The following is an 18,132-nucleotide window of genomic DNA, read 5'->3' on the forward strand; positions in this document are numbered from 1 at the left end:
CGTTCACGCACGTCTTCGACGTGCTATTGGGGTGCGCTGCAGATCCGGGGGCCAGCGGTTCGTGGCAAGGTGGGTCCCGGCTCTGCAGTGCATCGATGAAGAAGCGCTGCACTGCGTCCGGGACACGAACAGCTCGCCCCTACTTCTTCGCAAGCCCGAGCTTGTCGATCACCTTGCGCTCGGACTCGGTGACCTCGACCACGAACTTCTTGTAGTCCTCGGTGTTCTTGTAGTTCGGCACCATGTCGTACTTGGCGAGCGTCGCCACGACGGCGGGGTCCTCGACCGCCTTCTTGAAGGCATCGTGCAGCTTGGCGACGATCTTGGGATCCATTCCCTTCGGGCCGGCGATGCCGAACGGAGAGTCGTAGACCATGGGATAGCCGAGCTCTTTCAGCGTCGGCACATCGGGGTAGTTAGGCGACCGCGCGCCCGTCCACACCATCAACAGGCGCAGCTTGCCCGCATCGACCAGCGGCCGCCATCCCGTGGAATCCGCCTGAAGCATGGTGTGCTGTCCCAGCACCGCGGCGTTGGTCTCCGCACCGCCCTTGAACGGGACTTGCGTCAGCTTGATGCCTGACATTCCCGCGATCTGCTCCATGCCGATATGCAGCGAGGTGCCGGCGCCCGGCGTGGCATAGGTGACCTTGCCCGGATTCGCCTTCGCGAACTCCACCACGTCCTTCCAGCTCTTGAACTGCGACTCTGCGCTGGTGGTCACACCGAAGGTGTAGCCGGTGAGATGGACGATGTAGCTGAAGTCCTTGGCCGGATCCCACGACACCTCCTGCATCAAGGGCAGGCGGAAGACCGTGATCGGGATCTGCGAGATGGTGTAGCCGTCCGGCTTCGCCGCCGCTGCCATGGTCGCCGGACCCACCGTGCCGCCGCCGCCGGCCTTGTTGTCGATCACGATCGGCTGCCCCAGCACCTTCGAGGCGCTGTCGGCGATTGCGCGCATCGAGATATCGGTCGATCCGCCGGCCGGCCACGGCACGATCAGCGTGATCGGCTTGGTCGGATAGTCTTGCGCGCCAGCGGTGGTTGCGGCCAACGCACCCATGACGACATGCATAGCGGCAAATGCAGCCGCCCTCAGCCCATACCCCGACATCGGAACTCCTCCCTCGCAGCGGCCCGTTCGGGCCGCAGTTTCTCATTGTTACGACGGGATTGTCCTCGAATTCACGGGAGAAGAAAAGCGCATTGCGCGGTCGCGGTGCACAGTCGGGGAGCCAATCATGCCGGAAACGGGGCGTGCGACAATCCGTCGTTCTGGCGCTTGCCGAGACACGGAATTTGCGCCGTCGGCGGACGGCGCGCGGCTCAGGCGACCTTTCGGACCGTGTTCAGCGTCTCGATCGTGCGGCCGACCTCCGACGCCAGGCACGGCTTGCCGAAATAATAGCCCTGCACCGCGGTGCAGCCGCATTCGCGGACGAAATCGAGCTGCTCCTCGGTCTCCACACCCTCGGCCGTCGTCTCGACGCCGAGCACGGAGCCGAGGCTTGCGATGGTGCGGACGATGGCAACACTCTCCGGGCTCTCGCCGAGCGTGCCGACGAAGGAGCGGTCGATCTTGATGCGGTCGAACGGAAACTTGCGTAAGTAGCTCAGCGAGGAATAGCCGACGCCGAAATCGTCGAGGCTGACGCGCACTCCCAGGGCGCGAAGCTGGTGCAGGATCCCGATCGTCGCCTCGCTGTCGTCGAGCAGGGCCGTTTCTGTGACTTCGAGCTCGAGCCGCTGCGGCGGCAGGCCGGCTTCAGCGAGCGCGCTCGTGACCATTGCCACCAATCCGCGCGAGCGAAACTGCACCGGCGACAGGTTCACCGCGACGCTGACGTCGGGCCAGGACGCGGCAGTCGCACAGGCGCTGCGCAGCACCCATTCGCCGATCGGAACGATCAGCCCGTTCTCTTCCGCGATCGGAATGAATTCGGCCGGCGAGACCAGACCGCGCGAGGGATGTTTCCAGCGCAGCAGGGCCTCGAAGCCGGTGAGCTCCGACGAATCGAGCCGCATCTGCGGCTGGAACACCAGGTGGAATTCGCGGGCCTCCAGCGCACCGCGCAGATCCTGTTCCAGCGCGTGACGGCTGCGTGCCTCCTCTTCCATCTCGGGCTCGAACAGCTGATAGGCGCCGCGCCCCTTGGCCTTGGCCTGGTAGAGCGCGAGGTCGGCGCACTTCATCAGCTCGTCCGCATCGAGCCCGTGGTCGGGCGCGATCGCGATGCCGACGGAGGCGCCGACATGGATCGACTGGTTCTCCAGCGGCGGCGGGCGGCCGATGACCTCGACCAGGCGTCTGGCGAGCTTCTCCGCCGATTGCGGCTGCGGTCCGCGCTGCAGGACGGCGAATTCGTCGCCGCCGAGACGTGCGACGGTGTCGTGCTCGCCGACATTCTCCTTGAGGCGCGCCGCGACCCAGCGCAGCAGGCGGTCGCCCGCGGCGTGGCCGAGGCGGTCGTTGACGGTCTTGAAATTGTCGAGGTCGAAGCACAGCACCGCCATCGCGCCGCCGGCGATCGCGACCTGGTTCAGCCCCTCGCTCATCTTCTCGCGGAACAGCAGGCGATTGGGCAGGTCGGTGAGCGAATCGTGCCGCGCCATGTGCGCCACGCGGGCCTGGGCCTTGTGACGCTCGGTGACGTCCTCGTAGGTGACGACCCAGCCGCCTTGCTCCATGCGCTTGTGGTTGAGCTTGATGATGCGGCCGTCGTTCAAATGCCGATGCAGCGTGTGCTCGCCTTCGCGCAGCCGTTCGACGTAATCGGCATAAAGCCTGGCTCCCGTCATGTCAGGATGGAGGCCCAGCTCGCAGCTGTGCTCCATGATCTCGCGCATCGAGACGCCCGGCTTCACGACGTCAGGCGACAGGCCGAACATCTCGATATAGCGGCGATTGCAGACGATCACGCGCAGGTTCGCATCGAGCATGCACAGGCCCTGGCTCATGTTGTTGAGCGCCGCGTCGAAACGGCGGTACTGCTCGCTCAGCTCCCCGATCGCATGTTCCCGCTCGGTGATATCCTCATAGGTGGCGACGAAGCCGCCCTCGGCGAGGGCGCAATAGCGTACCGAGACCACGGTGTCGTTCGACATGCGCCGACGCATCGGCGAGGAATCGCGGCTCGCGATCCGCGTGCGGGCGTCTTCCAGGATCTGCTGGGGGCTGTACTCGGACGAGAACGCGCCGTTCGCCATCGAACGCTCGATCAGCTCGGCCAGATGCGTGCCGGGCCTGGTTTCCTCCGGCGATAATCGGTAGAGCTTGCGGTAAGTGGTGTTGCAGATCCGAAGCCGCATGTCGCTGTCGTAGAAAGCGAGCCCGTGCGCCATGTTCTCCAGCGCCGCATCGAGCATGACGTTCTGTTGCCGCAATGTTTCCTCGTATTGCAGCCGCTCCGTGACGTCCTCGTGCACGGTCACCCAGCCGCCGTCGGGCAGGAAGCGGGAGATCGTCTGCACCATGCGGCCGTCGTAGCGCATCACGAGCAGCGATTTCGTCCGTCTGAGACGTACGTCCTCCAATCTGGAATCGTGGAATTCGTCGGCCGGCATACCCGACAAATTGCCGCGCGACACCCAATGGTCGAGCACCGCACGATGGGAGACCCCCGGCTTCACGATCCCGGGATCGAGGTTGTAGAGGTTCAGGAAACGCTCGTTGCAGACGACGACGCGGCTGTCGGCGTCGTACATGATGAGGCCGTGCGACATGTTGGCGAGCGCGTGCTGGCTGCGCTCGGTCTGCACGCGCAATTCCGCTTCGAGCCGGGCGAGGCGGGTGACATCGTCGCAGATCGTCATCCAGCCGCCGCCGGGAAGCGGCTTCAACTCGAGCGACATGACGAAGCCGGTCGCGAGCCGCTGTTCGGTCCGGAACGGCTTTCCCGCTGCGATCCGTGCGATCCGTGCCGAGTAAAGCGCGTCGAGCTCGCTGGGCGGGAAGTTGCCGCGCTCGGCGCTGTGCGCGAGCACTTCGCGATAGCTCGTGCCCACCCGCACGACGTCGGCCGACATATCGAACAGGCAGAGGTAACGCTGGTTGACCAGCACGACGCGGTTTTCCGCGTCGTAGACGCAGACGCCCTGCTCCATGTGGTCGAGCGCAAGCTGGCTCAGCGCGACCAGGGCCTCCGGGACCAGCTCGCGGCGTGCACCAAGCTCGTTGTCGCAGGTCGACGTCATGGGATTGGCGGGATCTCGGCGAGCAATCAACGCAACCTAATTCAACCACTGAGCGTAGCGAAGAGGCCGGAAAATTCCCTTAAGCGCGGTAGTTTACGGAGGGTGACCGGCGATGGAGAGAGTGTCGGAAATGAACAGGCGCAGGCGAGACTTGGCCGAGAGGCTACAAGACATCAGGTGTCGTCCCTGCGTTCGCAGGGATGACGGTGTGTTCTCGGCCGAGCACTGCCCTAAGGCCCGTACAACACGAGCTCCGTGTCCGTGAGATCGCCGAGCTGGGGCCGGTGCGGGCCCTTGAAGTACTTGCGACCGCGCCGTTCGGTATAAATACCGACAAGACCGGGAATCGGCCCGTTGGCATCGACCGCCACCGCGATCTTGCCGAGCCGAAGCAGCAGCCGGCCGATTCGGCCGGCGCAGGCGGCGTATTCCGCGGCGTTACGGCAATAGATCAGCTTCATCGCAGGGGGCGCGATGAAGCCGCGGCGGATGCGCACGGGCTGCAGAATGAAGGGAAACGTTCCCTGTGGCGTGCGGCAGACCAGGCTGAGGCAATTGTACCGCGCATGCTGGATCAGCAGCTCGGTTTCAGCCTCGGAAAGCCCCTCGATCGTTTTGGCGTGAGGCGAGATGACCTCGATCTCGCTCCAGCGCGGGACACGCGCCAGAGCCGGCACCGAGAAGAATATGCCGCGACAATAGGCACGAAAGCCCTGCGTCTCGATGATCGGCCAGGTCCACGGCGCCGGGCTGATGTTGAAGTAAGTCACGTCCTTGTGCCGCTGGGCGATCTTGGTCAGCAGCGGAGCATAGTTGCGATAGGCCGGATCGACATACCAGCTGGACAGGTTGCACTGAATGGCGGTCTCTTCGCCATTCCTGCGTGCCGTATAGATCAGCAGCAGCACGCCGACCGGCGTGCCGTCATTGTCGAGCATGTAGCCGAAGCGCGGATAGCCCTCCGGTACGGGCCGGAAGGCCTGTCGGCGCAGGCCCTGGATCCAGTAGTTGCGCGAGCGGCCCACGAAGCCGCGCGTCAGCAAGTCCGCGATCGCGTCTGCGTCGGACTCGGTGATCTCGCGGCATCGGACCTTGGTGTGGATCACGCTCGTCTTACCCGTGGAAATGACAGGCCTCGTTCGGTTAGCGCCAGCCTTCGACATGGGCAGCGACATGGGCATCGGCCGGTGCCAGCGGCTGCAGGCCCAGCACGTCCCGAACCTTGGCGGGCCAGGCCGCAAGGTCGGTGCCGTGAGTGTGGAACATGGCGACCGCGAGCCGGTCCATGCCGAAGGCAACGCAGCCGGTGTGGGCCGGCTCGCCGTTGGCATCCTGGATTCCCCAGGTCGTGCCGAAATGCTCGCGGTGATAGTTGAAGCTCATGCAGGCCGTCGGCTGCTCTTCCGAGCGCAGCGGAATGAGGAGCTCGAATTTGAGCTGCTGCTGCTTCTGGCTCACTGCCTTCATCTGGCCGACGCGACCGAAGAAGGGGTCGCTGGCATAGTCGACGCGGAAGGTGAGGCCGAGGTCGCGGGCGATCGCCTGCGCGCGCACCATCCAGCGCTCGCGGAAATCGGCGACGTCGTCGGGGCTGCCGATGCAGACATATTCGCGCATTCGGAACGATTGCAGACGATCGAGATGCTTCGACGGCTCGCGGCGGAAGCAATCCGCGGCGACGTCGAAGCGTAGGCCGCCCTTCGGCAGGGGCCCGCGGCTCGCCGCGATCGGATAGACCGGATAGCAGGCTGCAGGCGATAGCACGAGGTCGGCGGGCGACAGCGAGGTGGTCCAGTCGCCGCCGGCATCGAAGCGGCTCACCGCGGCGTTGATCTCGCGCTCGGTCCCGTGCAGGCCGCAGACGCAGCCGAGCAGGTTCGGAAAGCTCTTGAGGTAGCCGGATTTTTCCAGCTGAGCCCGGCTCATCACCGGCGGGAAGCGCATCACTTCGGTGCCGGATTCGCGATGACCCGTGATCAGCGCGGCCAGCTTCTCGACGACGCCTTCATAGAGCGCGGTGCGGGCGTAGACTCCGTCGGCACCCATGCGATGGAATAGCTTGTCGGCGAGATGATCGAGCGGATCGATCGCCTGCGGCGCGGTCGTCGGCGAATCGGGGAGGATGGCAATGTTCATGGTCCGGTATCCTGCTATCTCAAAATTGTTCTGTTGGTTCGGTCGCCGAGGACTTAGTCACGAAGGCTTGTCGGCACGCCGCTCATCAGCGTCGATGTCGCGGCATTGGCGAGAATGCGATCGTTGTTGATCATGATCGGAGCCGACAGCACGTCACGCAGGTGCCGGCCCATGGTGAATTCGCCGTCGTTGCGGTAGCCGGAAAGGCCCGCCGTGCGCATCGCATGCATCACGGTCTCGACCGCGAGCTCGGAGGCCTGCACCTTCAGAAGCGTGATCGAGGACTGGAAGTCGAGCGAGCCGAGCGCACGCTCGTCATGCTCGGCGCGGGCAAAGGCGTCGATATTGGCCGACAGCAGCGCGCGCAGTCTTGCCAGCGACATCTTGGCGGCGGTGAAATGTGCCGCGGCGGGCGGCATCTGGCCGCCGGAGCTGCGGGCCGCCTTGCGGATGAAGGCCTGTGCGCGGGTCACGGCTGCGGCGGCGATCCCGGCCCAGGCCGACGACCAGCACAGATGTGCGAACGGCGTCATGGTCTGGGCATGGATCTTGTCATAGGATTCCGGGAAGACGCGGTCGGCGGGGCAGTCGACCTTCAACTCGAACCCGGTCGAGCAGGTGCCGCGCATGCCGAGCGTCTCCCAGCCAAGGGTCCGCTTCAGCGAATAATCGTCCTTGGCGAGTGCCAGCAGCACCTGGTCGGAGGCCGCCGCATCGGTGGCACGACGGGCGATGGTGACGAGGCCGTCGGCCTCGGCGCCGTAGGAAATCACGGTGGCGTCGCGCACCAGCGAGATGGTGTCGCCGGCGTGGTCGACGGCGGCGGCGCTGGCGCGGATGTTGCCGCCGTTCTGGCCCTCGGTGGTGGAGGAGGCGAGCAGCCACTGGTCGCGGGCGACCCGGCGCATCATGGTCTCCATCCAGGGAATGCCGTGACCGTGCCTGATCACGCAGGCGACCTTGGTCTGGTGCATCGCGTAGATCATGGCGGTCGAGGCGCAGGCGCGGCCGAGCGTGTAGCAGATGTCGGTGACGTCGTAGATGGAGGCGCCGAAGCCGCCGAACTCGACCGGGATCATGACGCCGAGCAGCTTCTGCTCGCGGGCGGCCTCGAAAGCCTTGTGCGGGAAACGGGCGTCGCGATCGACCTCGTCGGCGTCGGCCGCCGCAGCAGCGGCGGTTCGGGCGGCGCGCTCGATCAGGGAGGGACCCTGCTCGAGGAAGCTCGTCTGTGCTTCGTCGACAGTGAGGATTGCTTCACGCACGTTCATACTCGTCCGCCTCCGGTTGCCGTTCGAGATCGCCGGCGTCATTGCGACGCCGCTGAAAGCGATCCTCCGGTCATCTTTGCTTGTGGGACGAGGCTACGGATTTAATTCAAATTCGTCGATCAAATAGAGGGTAAACAAAGCCAAATTCCGAACGAACAGTTAAGGTCGGGTTGTTTGCACCTGCCGCTTTTCGAGCATCGCGTTAGGAATCTGGAAGAAGCTCGAATTCCAGACAATCTGAGTCATCGTTTACTAACAAACGCGAAGTATTGGTGCCTCCCATTGCAGGACCGGCGGGCCGCGCCCATCGTAGCCGGAGCTGGTCCACCTCCGACGACAGACGGGAATTTGCCGATGCAGGCCTTTGATACCGAATTGCGCAACCGCATCATCAAGCTGGTGAAGGGCATCCTCGAGCAGAATTCGCTCAGCGCCGACCTCACGCCATCCGCCAAGCTGGTCGACGCCGGCCTGACCTCGATGGACATGGTCAATCTGATGCTCGGGGTCGAAGCCGAGTTCGACTTCACGATCCCGCAGTCGGAGATCACGCCGGAAAATTTCCAGTCCGTCGAGACCCTGGAGCGGATGGTGGCGGCGCAGCTGCAGCTGGCGAACGCGGCCTAAGCCGGGCGCACTGCGTGGGGAAGCGGCACCCGCGCTCCTCACGGCGCCGGGATCACTGCACCAGCCCGTTCCAAAGCCGCCGCAAAACTGGCATAGCTTAACCATGTCGCACGTGGCGAACGGGGTGGAGCAGGCATGGCGCAGGCGGTATTGGGCATCATCGGCGGTTCCGGCATCTACGATCTGCCGGGCCTCGAGGATGCGCGCGAAGAGGTGATCGGGAGTCCCTGGGGCGAGCCCTCGGCTCCCTTGCGGCGCGGCGCTATCGCCGGCCTGCCGATCGTGTTCCTGCCGCGGCACGACAAGGGCCATCGGCTGTCGCCGTCCGATATCAACTATCGCGCCAATATCGACGTGCTCAAGCGCGCCGGGGTCACCGACCTGATCTCGTTGTCGGCCTGCGGTTCGTTCAAGGAGGAACTTCCACCCGGCACCTTTGTCCTCGTCGACCAGTTCGTGGACCGTACCCACAAGCGCGAGAGCTCGTTCTTCGGCAAGGGCTGCGTCGCGCATGTGTCGATGGCGCATCCGGTCTCGCCGCGGTTGCGCATCCACCTTGCGGCAGCGGCCGAAGCCGAGAATATCGCGATTGCGCGCGGCGGAACCTATGTCTGCATGGAAGGGCCGCAATTCTCCACCTATGCCGAGAGCATGACCTACAAGACGCTGGGCTATTCCGTGATCGGCATGACCAACATGCCCGAGGCGAAGCTCGCGCGAGAGGCGGAGATCTGCTACGCTACGGTCGCGATGGTGACGGATTTCGATTGCTGGCATCCCGACCACGATGCCGTCACGGTGCAGGACATCATCCGCGTGCTGAGCTCCAACGCCGACAAGGCGAAGGCGCTGGTGGCGCGGCTGGCAAGGGATTTCCCGCGCGAGCACGAGCCGTGCCCGATCGGCTCGGACCGCGCGCTCGACACCGCGCTGATCACGGCGCCCGAGGCGCGCGATCCGGAGCTGCTCAAGAAGCTCGACGCGGTGGCGGGACGCGTGCTGCGGGCGTGATACGAAAGGCAGAATGCCATGAAGGTCGACGGCAAGCACTTCCGCAGCATCTGGCGTGAGCGTGACGGCTGGTCGGTCGGCGCGATCGATCAGCGCCGGCTGCCGCATGAGTTCGTCGTCGCGAAGCTGACCTCGTGCGAAGACGCGGCCGTCGCGATCCGCGACATGCTGGTGCGCGGCGCGCCGCTGATCGGCGCCACCGCCGCCTATGGCATGGCGCTCGCCATGCGCGAGGATGCCTCCGACGCCGGTCTGAAGCATGCTTACGACACGCTCGTGGTGGCGCGGCCGACGGCGATCAATCTGAAATGGGCGCTGGACGAGATGCGTGCGACGCTGGCGCCGATCGATCCCGATGAACGGGCGGAGGCAGCCTATGCGCGCGCCGACGAGATCGTCGAGCAGGATGTCGAGATCAATCGCGGCATCGCCGGCAACGGTCTGAAGCTGATCGAGGCGATTGCGGCAAAGAAGCCGGGCGAGGCGGTCAACGTGCTGACCCATTGCAACGCCGGCTGGCTTGCCACCGTCGATTGGGGCACCGCGACAGCGCCGATCTATCTTGCGCATGAGCGCGGCATCAAGATCCATGTCTGGGTCGACGAGACGCGTCCGCGCAACCAGGGCGCCTCGCTCACCGCATGGGAACTCGGCCATCACGGCGTGCCGCACACCGTGATCCCCGACAATACCGGCGGCCACCTGATGCAGCACGGCATGGTCGATCTCGCCATCGTCGGCACCGACCGCGTCGCCGCCAATGGCGACGTCTGCAACAAGATCGGCACCTATCTGAAGGCGCTCGCCGCCCACGACAACAACGTCCCGTTCTACGTCGCGCTGCCGTCGCCGACGATCGATTTCACCGTCCATGACGGCATCCGCGACATCCCGATCGAGCAGCGCAGCGGCGTCGAGGTCACCGACATGACCGGCCGCACCGCCGATGGCCGGCTGGAGACGGTGCGGATCGTGCCGGAGGGCTCGCCGGTCGCGAACTACGCCTTCGACGTGACTCCGGCGCGCCTTGTGACAGGTCTCATCACCGAGCGCGGCGTGCTGAAGCCGGATCGCGCCTCGCTCGCGGCAGCATTCCCGGAGCGGATCGCTGCCGCGGCGGAATAGCTCTCGTAGGGGATGGGCAAAGGCGCTCTTGCGCCGTGCCCACGATTTGCCAGTGGTGGCACGCTGCGCTTTGCCCACCCTACAGCATTTGTGGCCTACCCCAGCGTCAGCCCCGTCGCCTTCTCCAGCTCGGCAATCGCCTGTGCGCCGCTCGTCACCTTGATTGTGGTCATGCCCATCTCGCGCGCTGGCTTGAGATTGACGCCGAGATCGTCGAGATAGACGCAGTTCTTTGGATCAACCTTCAATGTGTCTACCATCTGCGCGTAGATGCGCGGGTCGGGCTTGCGCAGGCCGATCTTGGCGGATTCGATCACATGGTCGAACAGCACCATCACCTCGGCAATGTAGAGCGAGCGCCCGGTCAGGCTGCCGATCGCATTGGCCGGAAGGTTGTTGGTGATGCAGCCGGTCTTGAATTGCGCCTTGATGCGCTTCAAGGCCTCGACCATCTCCGGGCGCAGCTCGCCCTGCAGCAGCGGCAGCACCTCGCGGCCGCGCACCTCGGCGCCAAGCGCGCGAGATTCCTCGGCGAACAATTGGTCGAACGTCTCGATGTCGACCTCGGCCCGCTCGAACCTGGCCCAGGCGTTTTCCAGGTGGTTGGCGGCGTTGGTGCGCCGGATGATGTCGACGGGCAAGCCGCGCGCCGTCTCGAACCGCGCGAACGCCTCGAAGGGCGAGCTCGTCAGCACGCCGCCAAAATCAAAGATCACCGCCTCGATCGCCAATGTCCTGCCCTCGTCAATTCCTTCCCAAGACGGCTAGCATGCGCTATCGGCAAGGGCCAGTCCGAAGCCATCTGCCGCCGTCAACGACGCCGAAGCGTGTTCCCATGAAGAAGCTTGCAACTCTCGTCATCGCTGCGCTGCTGACCGTCGGGTCAGCTCATGCCATCGTCGGCGGCGGCACGCCGCAGGCCGACGGTGTCGCGCGCGCCATCGTCACCATCGTCGGCTCGCGCGGCAATTTCTGCACCGGCAGCCTGATTGCACCGCGCGTGGTCTTGACGGTCGCGCATTGCGTGCAGCCCGGCGCGGACTACAAGGTGGTCGATCGCGGCGCCGACGGTGCGCCGCAATTTCTGAACGTGCGCACGGTCGCGATCCATCCGAACTTCAACATGCAGGCGATGCAATCGCACCGCGCCACCGCCGACGTTGCGTTGCTGCAGCTGGAAATTCCACTCAAGGGAAAATCCACAGTGACGGTCGGCACGCCGACGATCCCAATCCGGGTCGGCAGCCGTTTCGTCATCGCCGGCATTGGCGTCACGGTCCATGGTGACGGCAAGAGTGGCGGCATCACGCGTGTGGCCGGGCTCGTTGCCACGGGCCAGCCCGGCACGCTTCAGATTAGGCTGGTCGATCCCGTAACCAACGGTGTTCGCGGGGGAATCGGCGCTTGCACCGGCGATTCCGGCGGTCCTGTGTTCGAGGACAAGCCGAATGGCGCCTTCCTCGTCGGGCTCGTCAGCTGGTCCACGGGTCCGAACGGCGCGGCAGGTTGCGGCGGAATGACCGGCGTCACGCCGCTCACGCTGTACCGCGACTGGATCTTGCAGACCGCGCGGGGCTGGGGCGCGGCGCTGTGATTTGACCGCGACTTGATCTATGTCATTTTGAAGCGGAAGCGCGCCGGGTGATCATGCCGGTCGCGGAGGAAACGCGTTGCCCGTCAAGGGCGGCCACAAAAACAAGCAAGGCATAGAAGCAACAATGAATGTCGCTGTTCGCAGTCACGCCACAACCAAGCAAGCTTCGGAACATTTCGACGTGCTGATCGTCGGCGCCGGCATCTCCGGCATCGGCAGCGCCTATCACATCCAGAAGCAGCTTCCGGGCACGAGCTACGTCATCCTGGAGACGCAGGAGACATTCGGCGGCACATGGAGCACACATCGCTATCCCGGCATTCGCTCCGACAGCGATCTCCATACCTTCGGCTACAGCTTCAAGCCGTGGGTCGGCCCGCCGATTGCGACCGCCGATGAGATACTTTCCTATATGAAAGAGGTGATCGACGAGAACGATATCGCCAAGCACATCCGCTACAAGCACAAGATCAATTCCGCGAGCTGGTCGAGCGAGCAGAATGTCTGGACCATCGAGGCGGTGACGACCGACACCGGCGAAGCAAGGACGTTCACCGCGAACTTTCTCTGGATGTGCCAGGGCTATTACCGCCATTCGGAAGGCTATACGCCGGAATGGAAGGGCATGGACCGCTTCAAGGGTCGCATCGTCCATCCCCAGACGTGGCCTGACGACATCGACCTCACGGGCAAGAAGGTCGTCGTGATCGGCTCGGGCGCAACTGCGGCGACGCTGGTGCCGAACATCGCGGACAAATGCGCGCATGTCACCATGCTGCAGCGCTCGCCGACCTATTTCCGGCTCGGCCGCAACGCCATCGAGATCGCGGAAGAGCTGCGCCGGCTTCAGGTCGACGAGGCGTGGATCCACGAGATCGTGCGGCGCAAGATCCTGTTCGAGCAGGATGCCTTCACCAAGCTTTGCGTGTCCAAGCCCGAGCAGGTGAAGAAGGAGCTGATCGGCCAGATCAGCGCCGTGCTCGGTCCCGACTACGATGTCGAGACGCACTTCACGCCGACCTACCGGCCTTGGCGCCAGCGCATCGCCTTCGTGCCGGATGCCGACCTGTTCAAGGGCATCGCCAGCGGCAAGGCCTCCGTCGTCACCGACGAGATCGAGTGCTTCGTCGAGAACGGCATCCAGCTGAAATCGGGCAAGCTGCTCGAAGCTGACGTCATCGTCACCGCGACGGGCTTCAATCTCGCCGCGCTCGGCGACATCGCCTTCGAGATCGACGGCAAGCCGCTCGCCTTCGGCGACACCGTCACCTATCGCGGCATGATGTTCACGGGCGTTCCGAACATGGTCTGGGTGTTCGGCTATTTCCGCGCCAGCTGGACGCTGCGCGTCGACCTCGTCGCCGATTTCGTCTGCCGGCTGCTCGGGCACATGAAGGCCAAGGGCGCCAGGAAGGTCGAGGTGAAACTGCGCCCCGAAGACCACAACATGCCGATCCTGCCCTGGATCGATCCGGAAAACTTCAATCCCGGCTACATGATGCGCAACATGGACCTGTTGCCCAAGCGCGGCGACAAGCCGGAATGGCAGCACAGCCAGGATTACTGGACCGAGAAGGACGAGATTCCGAAGACGGATCTGGACGACAGCGCGTTTGTGTATGGGTGAGGGGATGCGTGGCTGAAGGCTCCTGTGAGGGGCGGTGACGCTCACCTCACACTCCGCTGTCGTCCCGGGGCGCGAAGCGAACCCGGGACCCATAACCACAGGAAGCGGTTATGGAGCGAATTGGTCACTCTGAGTCTTCGCCAAACTGCTCCCTGTGGTTATGGGTCCCGGATCGGCGCGCGCTTAAGGGCGCGCTTGTCCGGGACAACAGGGGTTGTTGGAGCGGCCGGCGTCTTAACTCATTGAGACTGCAATTCACGAATTCCGCCTCGTCGCATTCGCCGCGATCGCCGCCGCCGCCGTCCGGTTCTCCACGCCGAGTTTGGCGTAGATCTGCTCGAGATGCTTGTCGACCGTGCGCGGGCTCAATCCAAGAATCTGCGCGATGTCGCGGTTGGTCTTGCCCTTGCTGAGCCAGGCGAGCACCTCGCCCTCGCGGGTGGTGAGGCCGAGCTCGCTGGTGAATTCGGGAGGCAGCGCGGTGCCGGACTCCCGGGAGAGCCGCAGCAGAAACTCATTCGGTGCCGTTTCGCCCATGTAATAGAGCCGGAGTTGCGGATTGTCGGGTAACGAGGTCGCCTGCGACTTCGAGCTGCCCTTAGCTTTGGCCTGCTCGAGCCATTGCAGCAGCGATGGCGGCAGCACGAAGTCGTCGGCTTGCGCGCCCTGGTGGTCGGACATCAGCTTCTGCGCCTGCGGCGTCGCCCACAGCACGTTGCCCTGGCGGTCGACCGCGAACAGGAAGCGGCCGGAGACGTCGAGCGCGGCACGCGCGCTCTGCGTCAGCCGGGCATTGCCGAGATGGACGCGAATGCGCGCCAGCATCTCCTCGATCACGATCGGCTTGGTCACGTAGTCGACGCCGCCGGCCTCGAGCCCGCGCACGATGTGCTCGGTTTCAGCGAGGCCCGTCATGAAGATGACAGGGACGTTGGCAAGGTCCGCGTCGCGCTTGAGCCGGCGGCAGGTCTCGAAGCCGTCGATGCCGGGCATCACCGCATCGAGCAGCACGATGTCGGGCGTGATCTGGTCGACGATACGCATCGCGGCTGCGCCGTCGAGCGCCACCATCACCGTCATGCCGGCACCGTCGAGCGCGTCGGTCAGCAGCCGCAGCGTCTCCGGAGAGTCATCGACAACGAGCGCGACGTCGCGCTTCTTCGGTTCAATGCTCATGCGCATGCAATGTCTTCAATGTGTCCATGTACTGATCGAGATCGAAGCGGTCGACCAGCGACCGCATCTGCGCGACGAAGTCGGCATGCTCCGGATGCTCGCTGCCGATCTCGTCCAGCTTCAACTGGATGCCCTTGACGTAGCCGATCCGGCCGAGTCCGATCAGCGCCTCGATGTGCCGCGCCGGCGGCCTTGATCCGCTCTCGGGGCGCCAGAACGGCACCGCGATCTCGTCCGAGCCGTATTGCCATTCGATCTTGAGCAGGTGACGGATCGTCTCCAGAAGGCGGGGGATGTCGATCGGCTTCATCAGATAGCCGTCGTGGAAGGGCTGCGCCAGCGGGGTGCCGTGGGCCTCGAGTGCGCTTGCCGACACCATCAGGATCCGCGCCTGGTGATGGCCGCTCGCGCGCAAGGCCTCCGCCACGGCCCAGCCGTCCATGGCCGGCATCGAGATGTCGAGCAGGAACAGATCGGGCCGGCAATGTTGCGCCAGTGCGAGGCAGCCAGGCCCATCGGGTGCGCTAAGCAGGATGAAGCCGAGCGGCGTCAGTACCTCGCGCAGCAGGTCGCGATGGACGGGATCATCGTCGGTGACGAGGATGGTCTTGCGCGCGCCGTGATAGCCGGAGACCGGCGCCTCCACCGGCGCGATGCGCTGCGGATTGGTGACCTCCGAGAGCAGAAGCTTGACCTTGAAGGTCGAGCCGGTGCCGACCGTGCTCGTCACCTTGATGTCGCCGCCCATCACCCCGGCCAGCAGGCGGCTGATGGTCAGGCCGAGCCCGGTGCCGGTCTGCGGCTGCGAGACGCCGAGCGCGCCGCGTTCGAAGGGCGCGAAGATGCGTTCGAGGTCGTCGGCCCGGATGCCCGGGCCAGTATCGATCACCTCGAACTCGGCCACGGGGCTGCGATAGTGCACGACGAACTGCACACTGCCGCTCTGCGTGAACTTGATGGCGTTGGAGAGCAAGTTGATCAATACCTGGCGCAGCCGCTTCTCGTCGGCATAGACCACCAGCGGCAGGTGCGGAGGCCGCCGGAACACGAAGTCGATGCCCTTGGCCGCGGCCTGCAAACGAAACATGCCGACGAGCTGGTCGAGGAATTCGCCGAGGCGCACCTCGTCGCGCGACAGATACAGCCGCCCTGCCTCGATCTTGGAGATGTCCAGAATGCCGTCGATCAGGCCGGAGAGGTGGTCGGCGCTGCGGCGGACGACGCGGACCTGGTCGCGCGGCTTGGCGCTCAGCGTCGCATCTTGCTCCAGCAGCTGGGCATAGCCGCTGATCGCGTTCAGCGGCGAGCGTAGCTCGTGGCTCAGGCCCACCACATAGCGGCTCTTGGCGAGGTTGGCGGATTCGGCCACTTCCTTGGCGCGCTGGAGCTCGGCGTCGGTGCGCTTGTGGGCGTCGATCTCCTGGATCAGCAGCGTGGTCTGTCGCCGCGTCTCGGCTTCGGCCGCGCGACGGCTCTGCTGCGCCAGCACGAACAGCCAGGCGACCACGCCGATGATGATGCTGAGCGAGAAGAACACCTTCCAGAGTATTTCGGAGACGAGCGCGTTCTCGCCATGTACGCTCGCCGACGTCTGCAAATAGATCAGCCCGAGCACCAGCGCGACCAGACCCGCCGAGACCACGAACACGCCGATATAATGGCCGAGCTGCGAATTGATCCGGGCGTAGATCGGCTGCGGCATCAGCTTGCCCAGCGTCTCCGACACCTGCGCCTGGATACGCGCGTGCGGCTTGCAGAGATCGTGGCAGCGGGCGTCCAGCGAACAGCACAGCGAGCAGATCGGCCCGGCGTAGGCGGGGCAGGAGGCCATGTCCTCCGGCTCGAACGCGTGCTCGCAGATGCAGCACTGGATCGATTCGATGTTCTGCCAGCTCCGCTTCGGCTTGCGTGCGATGTAGTACTTGCCGTCCGTGGCCCATGCAATCAACGGTGCGGCGATGAAGGCGACCGCCAGCGCGATGAAGGCCGACAGCGCCTTCGCGGTAGGCCCGAACAGACCGTAAAAGGCGCTGATGGAGACGATGGTCGCGATCGTCATCGCGCCGACGCCGACCGGATTGACGTCGTAGAGATGCGCGCGCTTGAACTCGATTTGCTGGGGCCGCAATCCAAGCGGCTTGTTGACGACGAGATCGGCGACCAGCGCGCCGACCCAGGCGATCGCGACGTTGGAGTAAAGCGCCAGCGTCTGCTCCAGGGCCTTGTAGACGCCGATCTCCATCAGCAGCAGCGCCACGATGACGTTGAAGACCAGCCAGACGACGCGGCCGGGATGGCTGTGGGTCAGACGCGAGAAGAAGTTCGACCAGGCGATCGAGCCGGCATAGGCGTTGGTGACGTTGATCTTGACCTGCGACAGGATCACGAACGTTCCGGTCAAGGCCAGCGCGAGATCGGGCTGCGACAGCACGTAGCGGAACGCTTCGAGATACATGTGCGCCGGCTCGGCGGCCTCCTCGGGCGGCACTCCGTGGCTCAGCGCGAAGAAGGCGAGGAACGAGCCCGCCAGGAGCTTCAGCGCGCCCAGCACGATCCAGCCGGGGCCCGCGCTCATCAGCGCCATCCACCAGGAGGCCCCGGACGCGCGGCGGTCGCGCGGCAGGAAGCGCAGGAAATCGACCTGCTCGCCGATCTGCGCCACCAGCGAAAACACCACCGAGGCCGCGACACCGAACAGCAGCAGATCGAATTGTCCGTTGAGATCGCCGTGCTCGCCGGAAAACTTGCGCCATTCCGTAAAGGAATGCGGGTTGTGCCAGGCAATCGCCGCGAACGGGATGATGTGCAGCACGATCCACAGCGGCTGCGTCCACAATTGAAAGCGGCTGATCAGCGTGATGCCGTAGGCCACCAGCGGGATGATGACGACGGCGCTGATGAGATAGCCGATCGGGCGCGGAATCCCGAAGCACATCTCCAGCGCGGACGCGAGGATCACCGCTTCAATCGCGAAGAAGATGAAGGTGAAGGACGCGTAGATCAGCGAGGTGACGGTCGAGCCGATGTAGCCGAACCCGGCCCCGCGCGTCAGCAGGTCGATGTCGATGCCGCATTTGGCGGCATAATAGGCGATCGGAACGCCGCAGCAGAAGATGATCAGGGAAACGACGAGAATGGCGGCGGTGGCGTTGGTGACGCCGTAGTTCAGCGTGATGGTGCCGCCGATCGCCTCCATCGCGAGAAACGAGATCGCGCCCAGCGCAGTGTTGGCGACCCGGGCGGCAGACCAGCGGCGTGCGCTCTTGGCGGTGAAGCGCAGCGCGTAGTCTTCCAGCGTCTGGTTGGCGACCCATTGGTTGTACTGGCGCCTGACGCGGTCTATTCGCTGCCGCCCTGCCACGCTCTAC

General features: G+C 64.8%; 13 protein-coding genes. 5 read left to right on the forward strand and 8 right to left on the reverse strand.

Features of this window, described 5'->3' with window-relative positions:
• Positions 1-139 precede the first annotated feature (139 nt).
• The 5 genes from K410_RS0105010 to K410_RS0105030 form a co-directional block, all read right to left on the reverse strand.
• Positions 140-1,117 carry a tripartite tricarboxylate transporter substrate binding protein gene (locus tag K410_RS0105010; protein WP_028133817.1) on the reverse strand — a complete coding sequence of 326 codons (978 nt, stop codon included), beginning with the start codon at positions 1,115-1,117 and terminating at the stop codon, positions 140-142.
• 212 nt (positions 1,118-1,329) lie between these two features.
• Positions 1,330-4,197, reverse strand: a complete 2,868-nt coding sequence (locus tag K410_RS0105015) for a PAS-domain containing protein (protein WP_028133818.1) — start codon at positions 4,195-4,197, stop codon at positions 1,330-1,332.
• A 230-nt stretch (positions 4,198-4,427) separates the two neighbouring features.
• Entirely contained in the window at positions 4,428-5,303 is an 876-nt protein-coding gene (locus K410_RS0105020; protein WP_028133819.1) for a GNAT family N-acetyltransferase, read from the reverse strand.
• Between the two features lie 37 nt (positions 5,304-5,340).
• Positions 5,341-6,333 (reverse strand): amino acid--[acyl-carrier-protein] ligase, encoded by a 993-nt coding sequence (locus tag K410_RS0105025; RefSeq protein ID WP_028133820.1) that lies wholly within the window; start codon positions 6,331-6,333, stop codon positions 5,341-5,343.
• 53 nt (positions 6,334-6,386) lie between these two features.
• Positions 6,387-7,604 (reverse strand): acyl-CoA dehydrogenase family protein, encoded by a 1,218-nt coding sequence (locus K410_RS0105030; RefSeq protein WP_028133821.1) that lies wholly within the window; start codon positions 7,602-7,604, stop codon positions 6,387-6,389.
• Between the two features lie 354 nt (positions 7,605-7,958).
• Between K410_RS0105030 and K410_RS0105035 the strand changes: the two genes are divergently transcribed.
• From K410_RS0105035 to mtnA, 3 genes are all read left to right on the forward strand, one after another.
• On the forward strand, positions 7,959-8,231 hold the full coding sequence (locus tag K410_RS0105035; RefSeq protein ID WP_028133822.1) for a phosphopantetheine-binding protein: 273 nt from the start codon (positions 7,959-7,961) through the stop codon (positions 8,229-8,231).
• A 135-nt stretch (positions 8,232-8,366) separates the two neighbouring features.
• Positions 8,367-9,242, forward strand: a complete 876-nt coding sequence (locus K410_RS0105040; protein ID WP_028133823.1) for an S-methyl-5'-thioadenosine phosphorylase — start codon at positions 8,367-8,369, stop codon at positions 9,240-9,242.
• Between the two features lie 18 nt (positions 9,243-9,260).
• A complete protein-coding gene (gene mtnA, locus K410_RS0105045; protein WP_028133824.1) occupies positions 9,261-10,367 on the forward strand; it encodes an S-methyl-5-thioribose-1-phosphate isomerase in 1,107 nt (368 codons plus the stop codon).
• Positions 10,368-10,462: 95 nt separating this feature from the next.
• On the opposite strand, the gene K410_RS0105050 is transcribed toward mtnA, so the two are convergent.
• Positions 10,463-11,098 carry an HAD-IA family hydrolase gene (locus K410_RS0105050; protein ID WP_028133825.1) on the reverse strand — a complete coding sequence of 212 codons (636 nt, stop codon included), beginning with the start codon at positions 11,096-11,098 and terminating at the stop codon, positions 10,463-10,465.
• Between the two features lie 104 nt (positions 11,099-11,202).
• On the opposite strand from K410_RS0105050, the gene K410_RS0105055 reads away from it, so the two are divergent.
• Complete coding sequence (locus K410_RS0105055) at positions 11,203-11,961, forward strand: S1 family peptidase (RefSeq protein ID WP_028133826.1); 759 nt, start codon at positions 11,203-11,205, stop codon at positions 11,959-11,961.
• Between the two features lie 124 nt (positions 11,962-12,085).
• Entirely contained in the window at positions 12,086-13,588 is a 1,503-nt protein-coding gene (locus K410_RS0105060; protein ID WP_028133827.1) for a flavin-containing monooxygenase, read from the forward strand.
• A gap of 255 nt (positions 13,589-13,843) precedes the next feature.
• Here K410_RS0105060 and K410_RS0105065 read toward each other — a convergent pair whose 3' ends face one another.
• Together K410_RS0105065 and K410_RS0105070 are read right to left on the reverse strand one after the other, a co-directional pair.
• Positions 13,844-14,770, reverse strand: coding sequence for a response regulator (locus K410_RS0105065; protein WP_049819940.1), 927 nt, complete (start codon positions 14,768-14,770; stop codon positions 13,844-13,846).
• Positions 14,754-18,125, reverse strand: coding sequence for a hybrid sensor histidine kinase/response regulator (locus tag K410_RS0105070; RefSeq protein ID WP_028133829.1), 3,372 nt, complete (start codon positions 18,123-18,125; stop codon positions 14,754-14,756). The genes K410_RS0105065 and K410_RS0105070 overlap by 17 nt, the downstream gene beginning before the upstream one ends.
• Positions 18,126-18,132: the final 7 nt, after the last annotated feature.

It is taken from the genome of Bradyrhizobium sp. 22 (assembly GCF_000482425.1).
In the GTDB taxonomy this organism is placed as follows: domain Bacteria; phylum Pseudomonadota; class Alphaproteobacteria; order Rhizobiales; family Xanthobacteraceae; genus Bradyrhizobium; species Bradyrhizobium japonicum_B.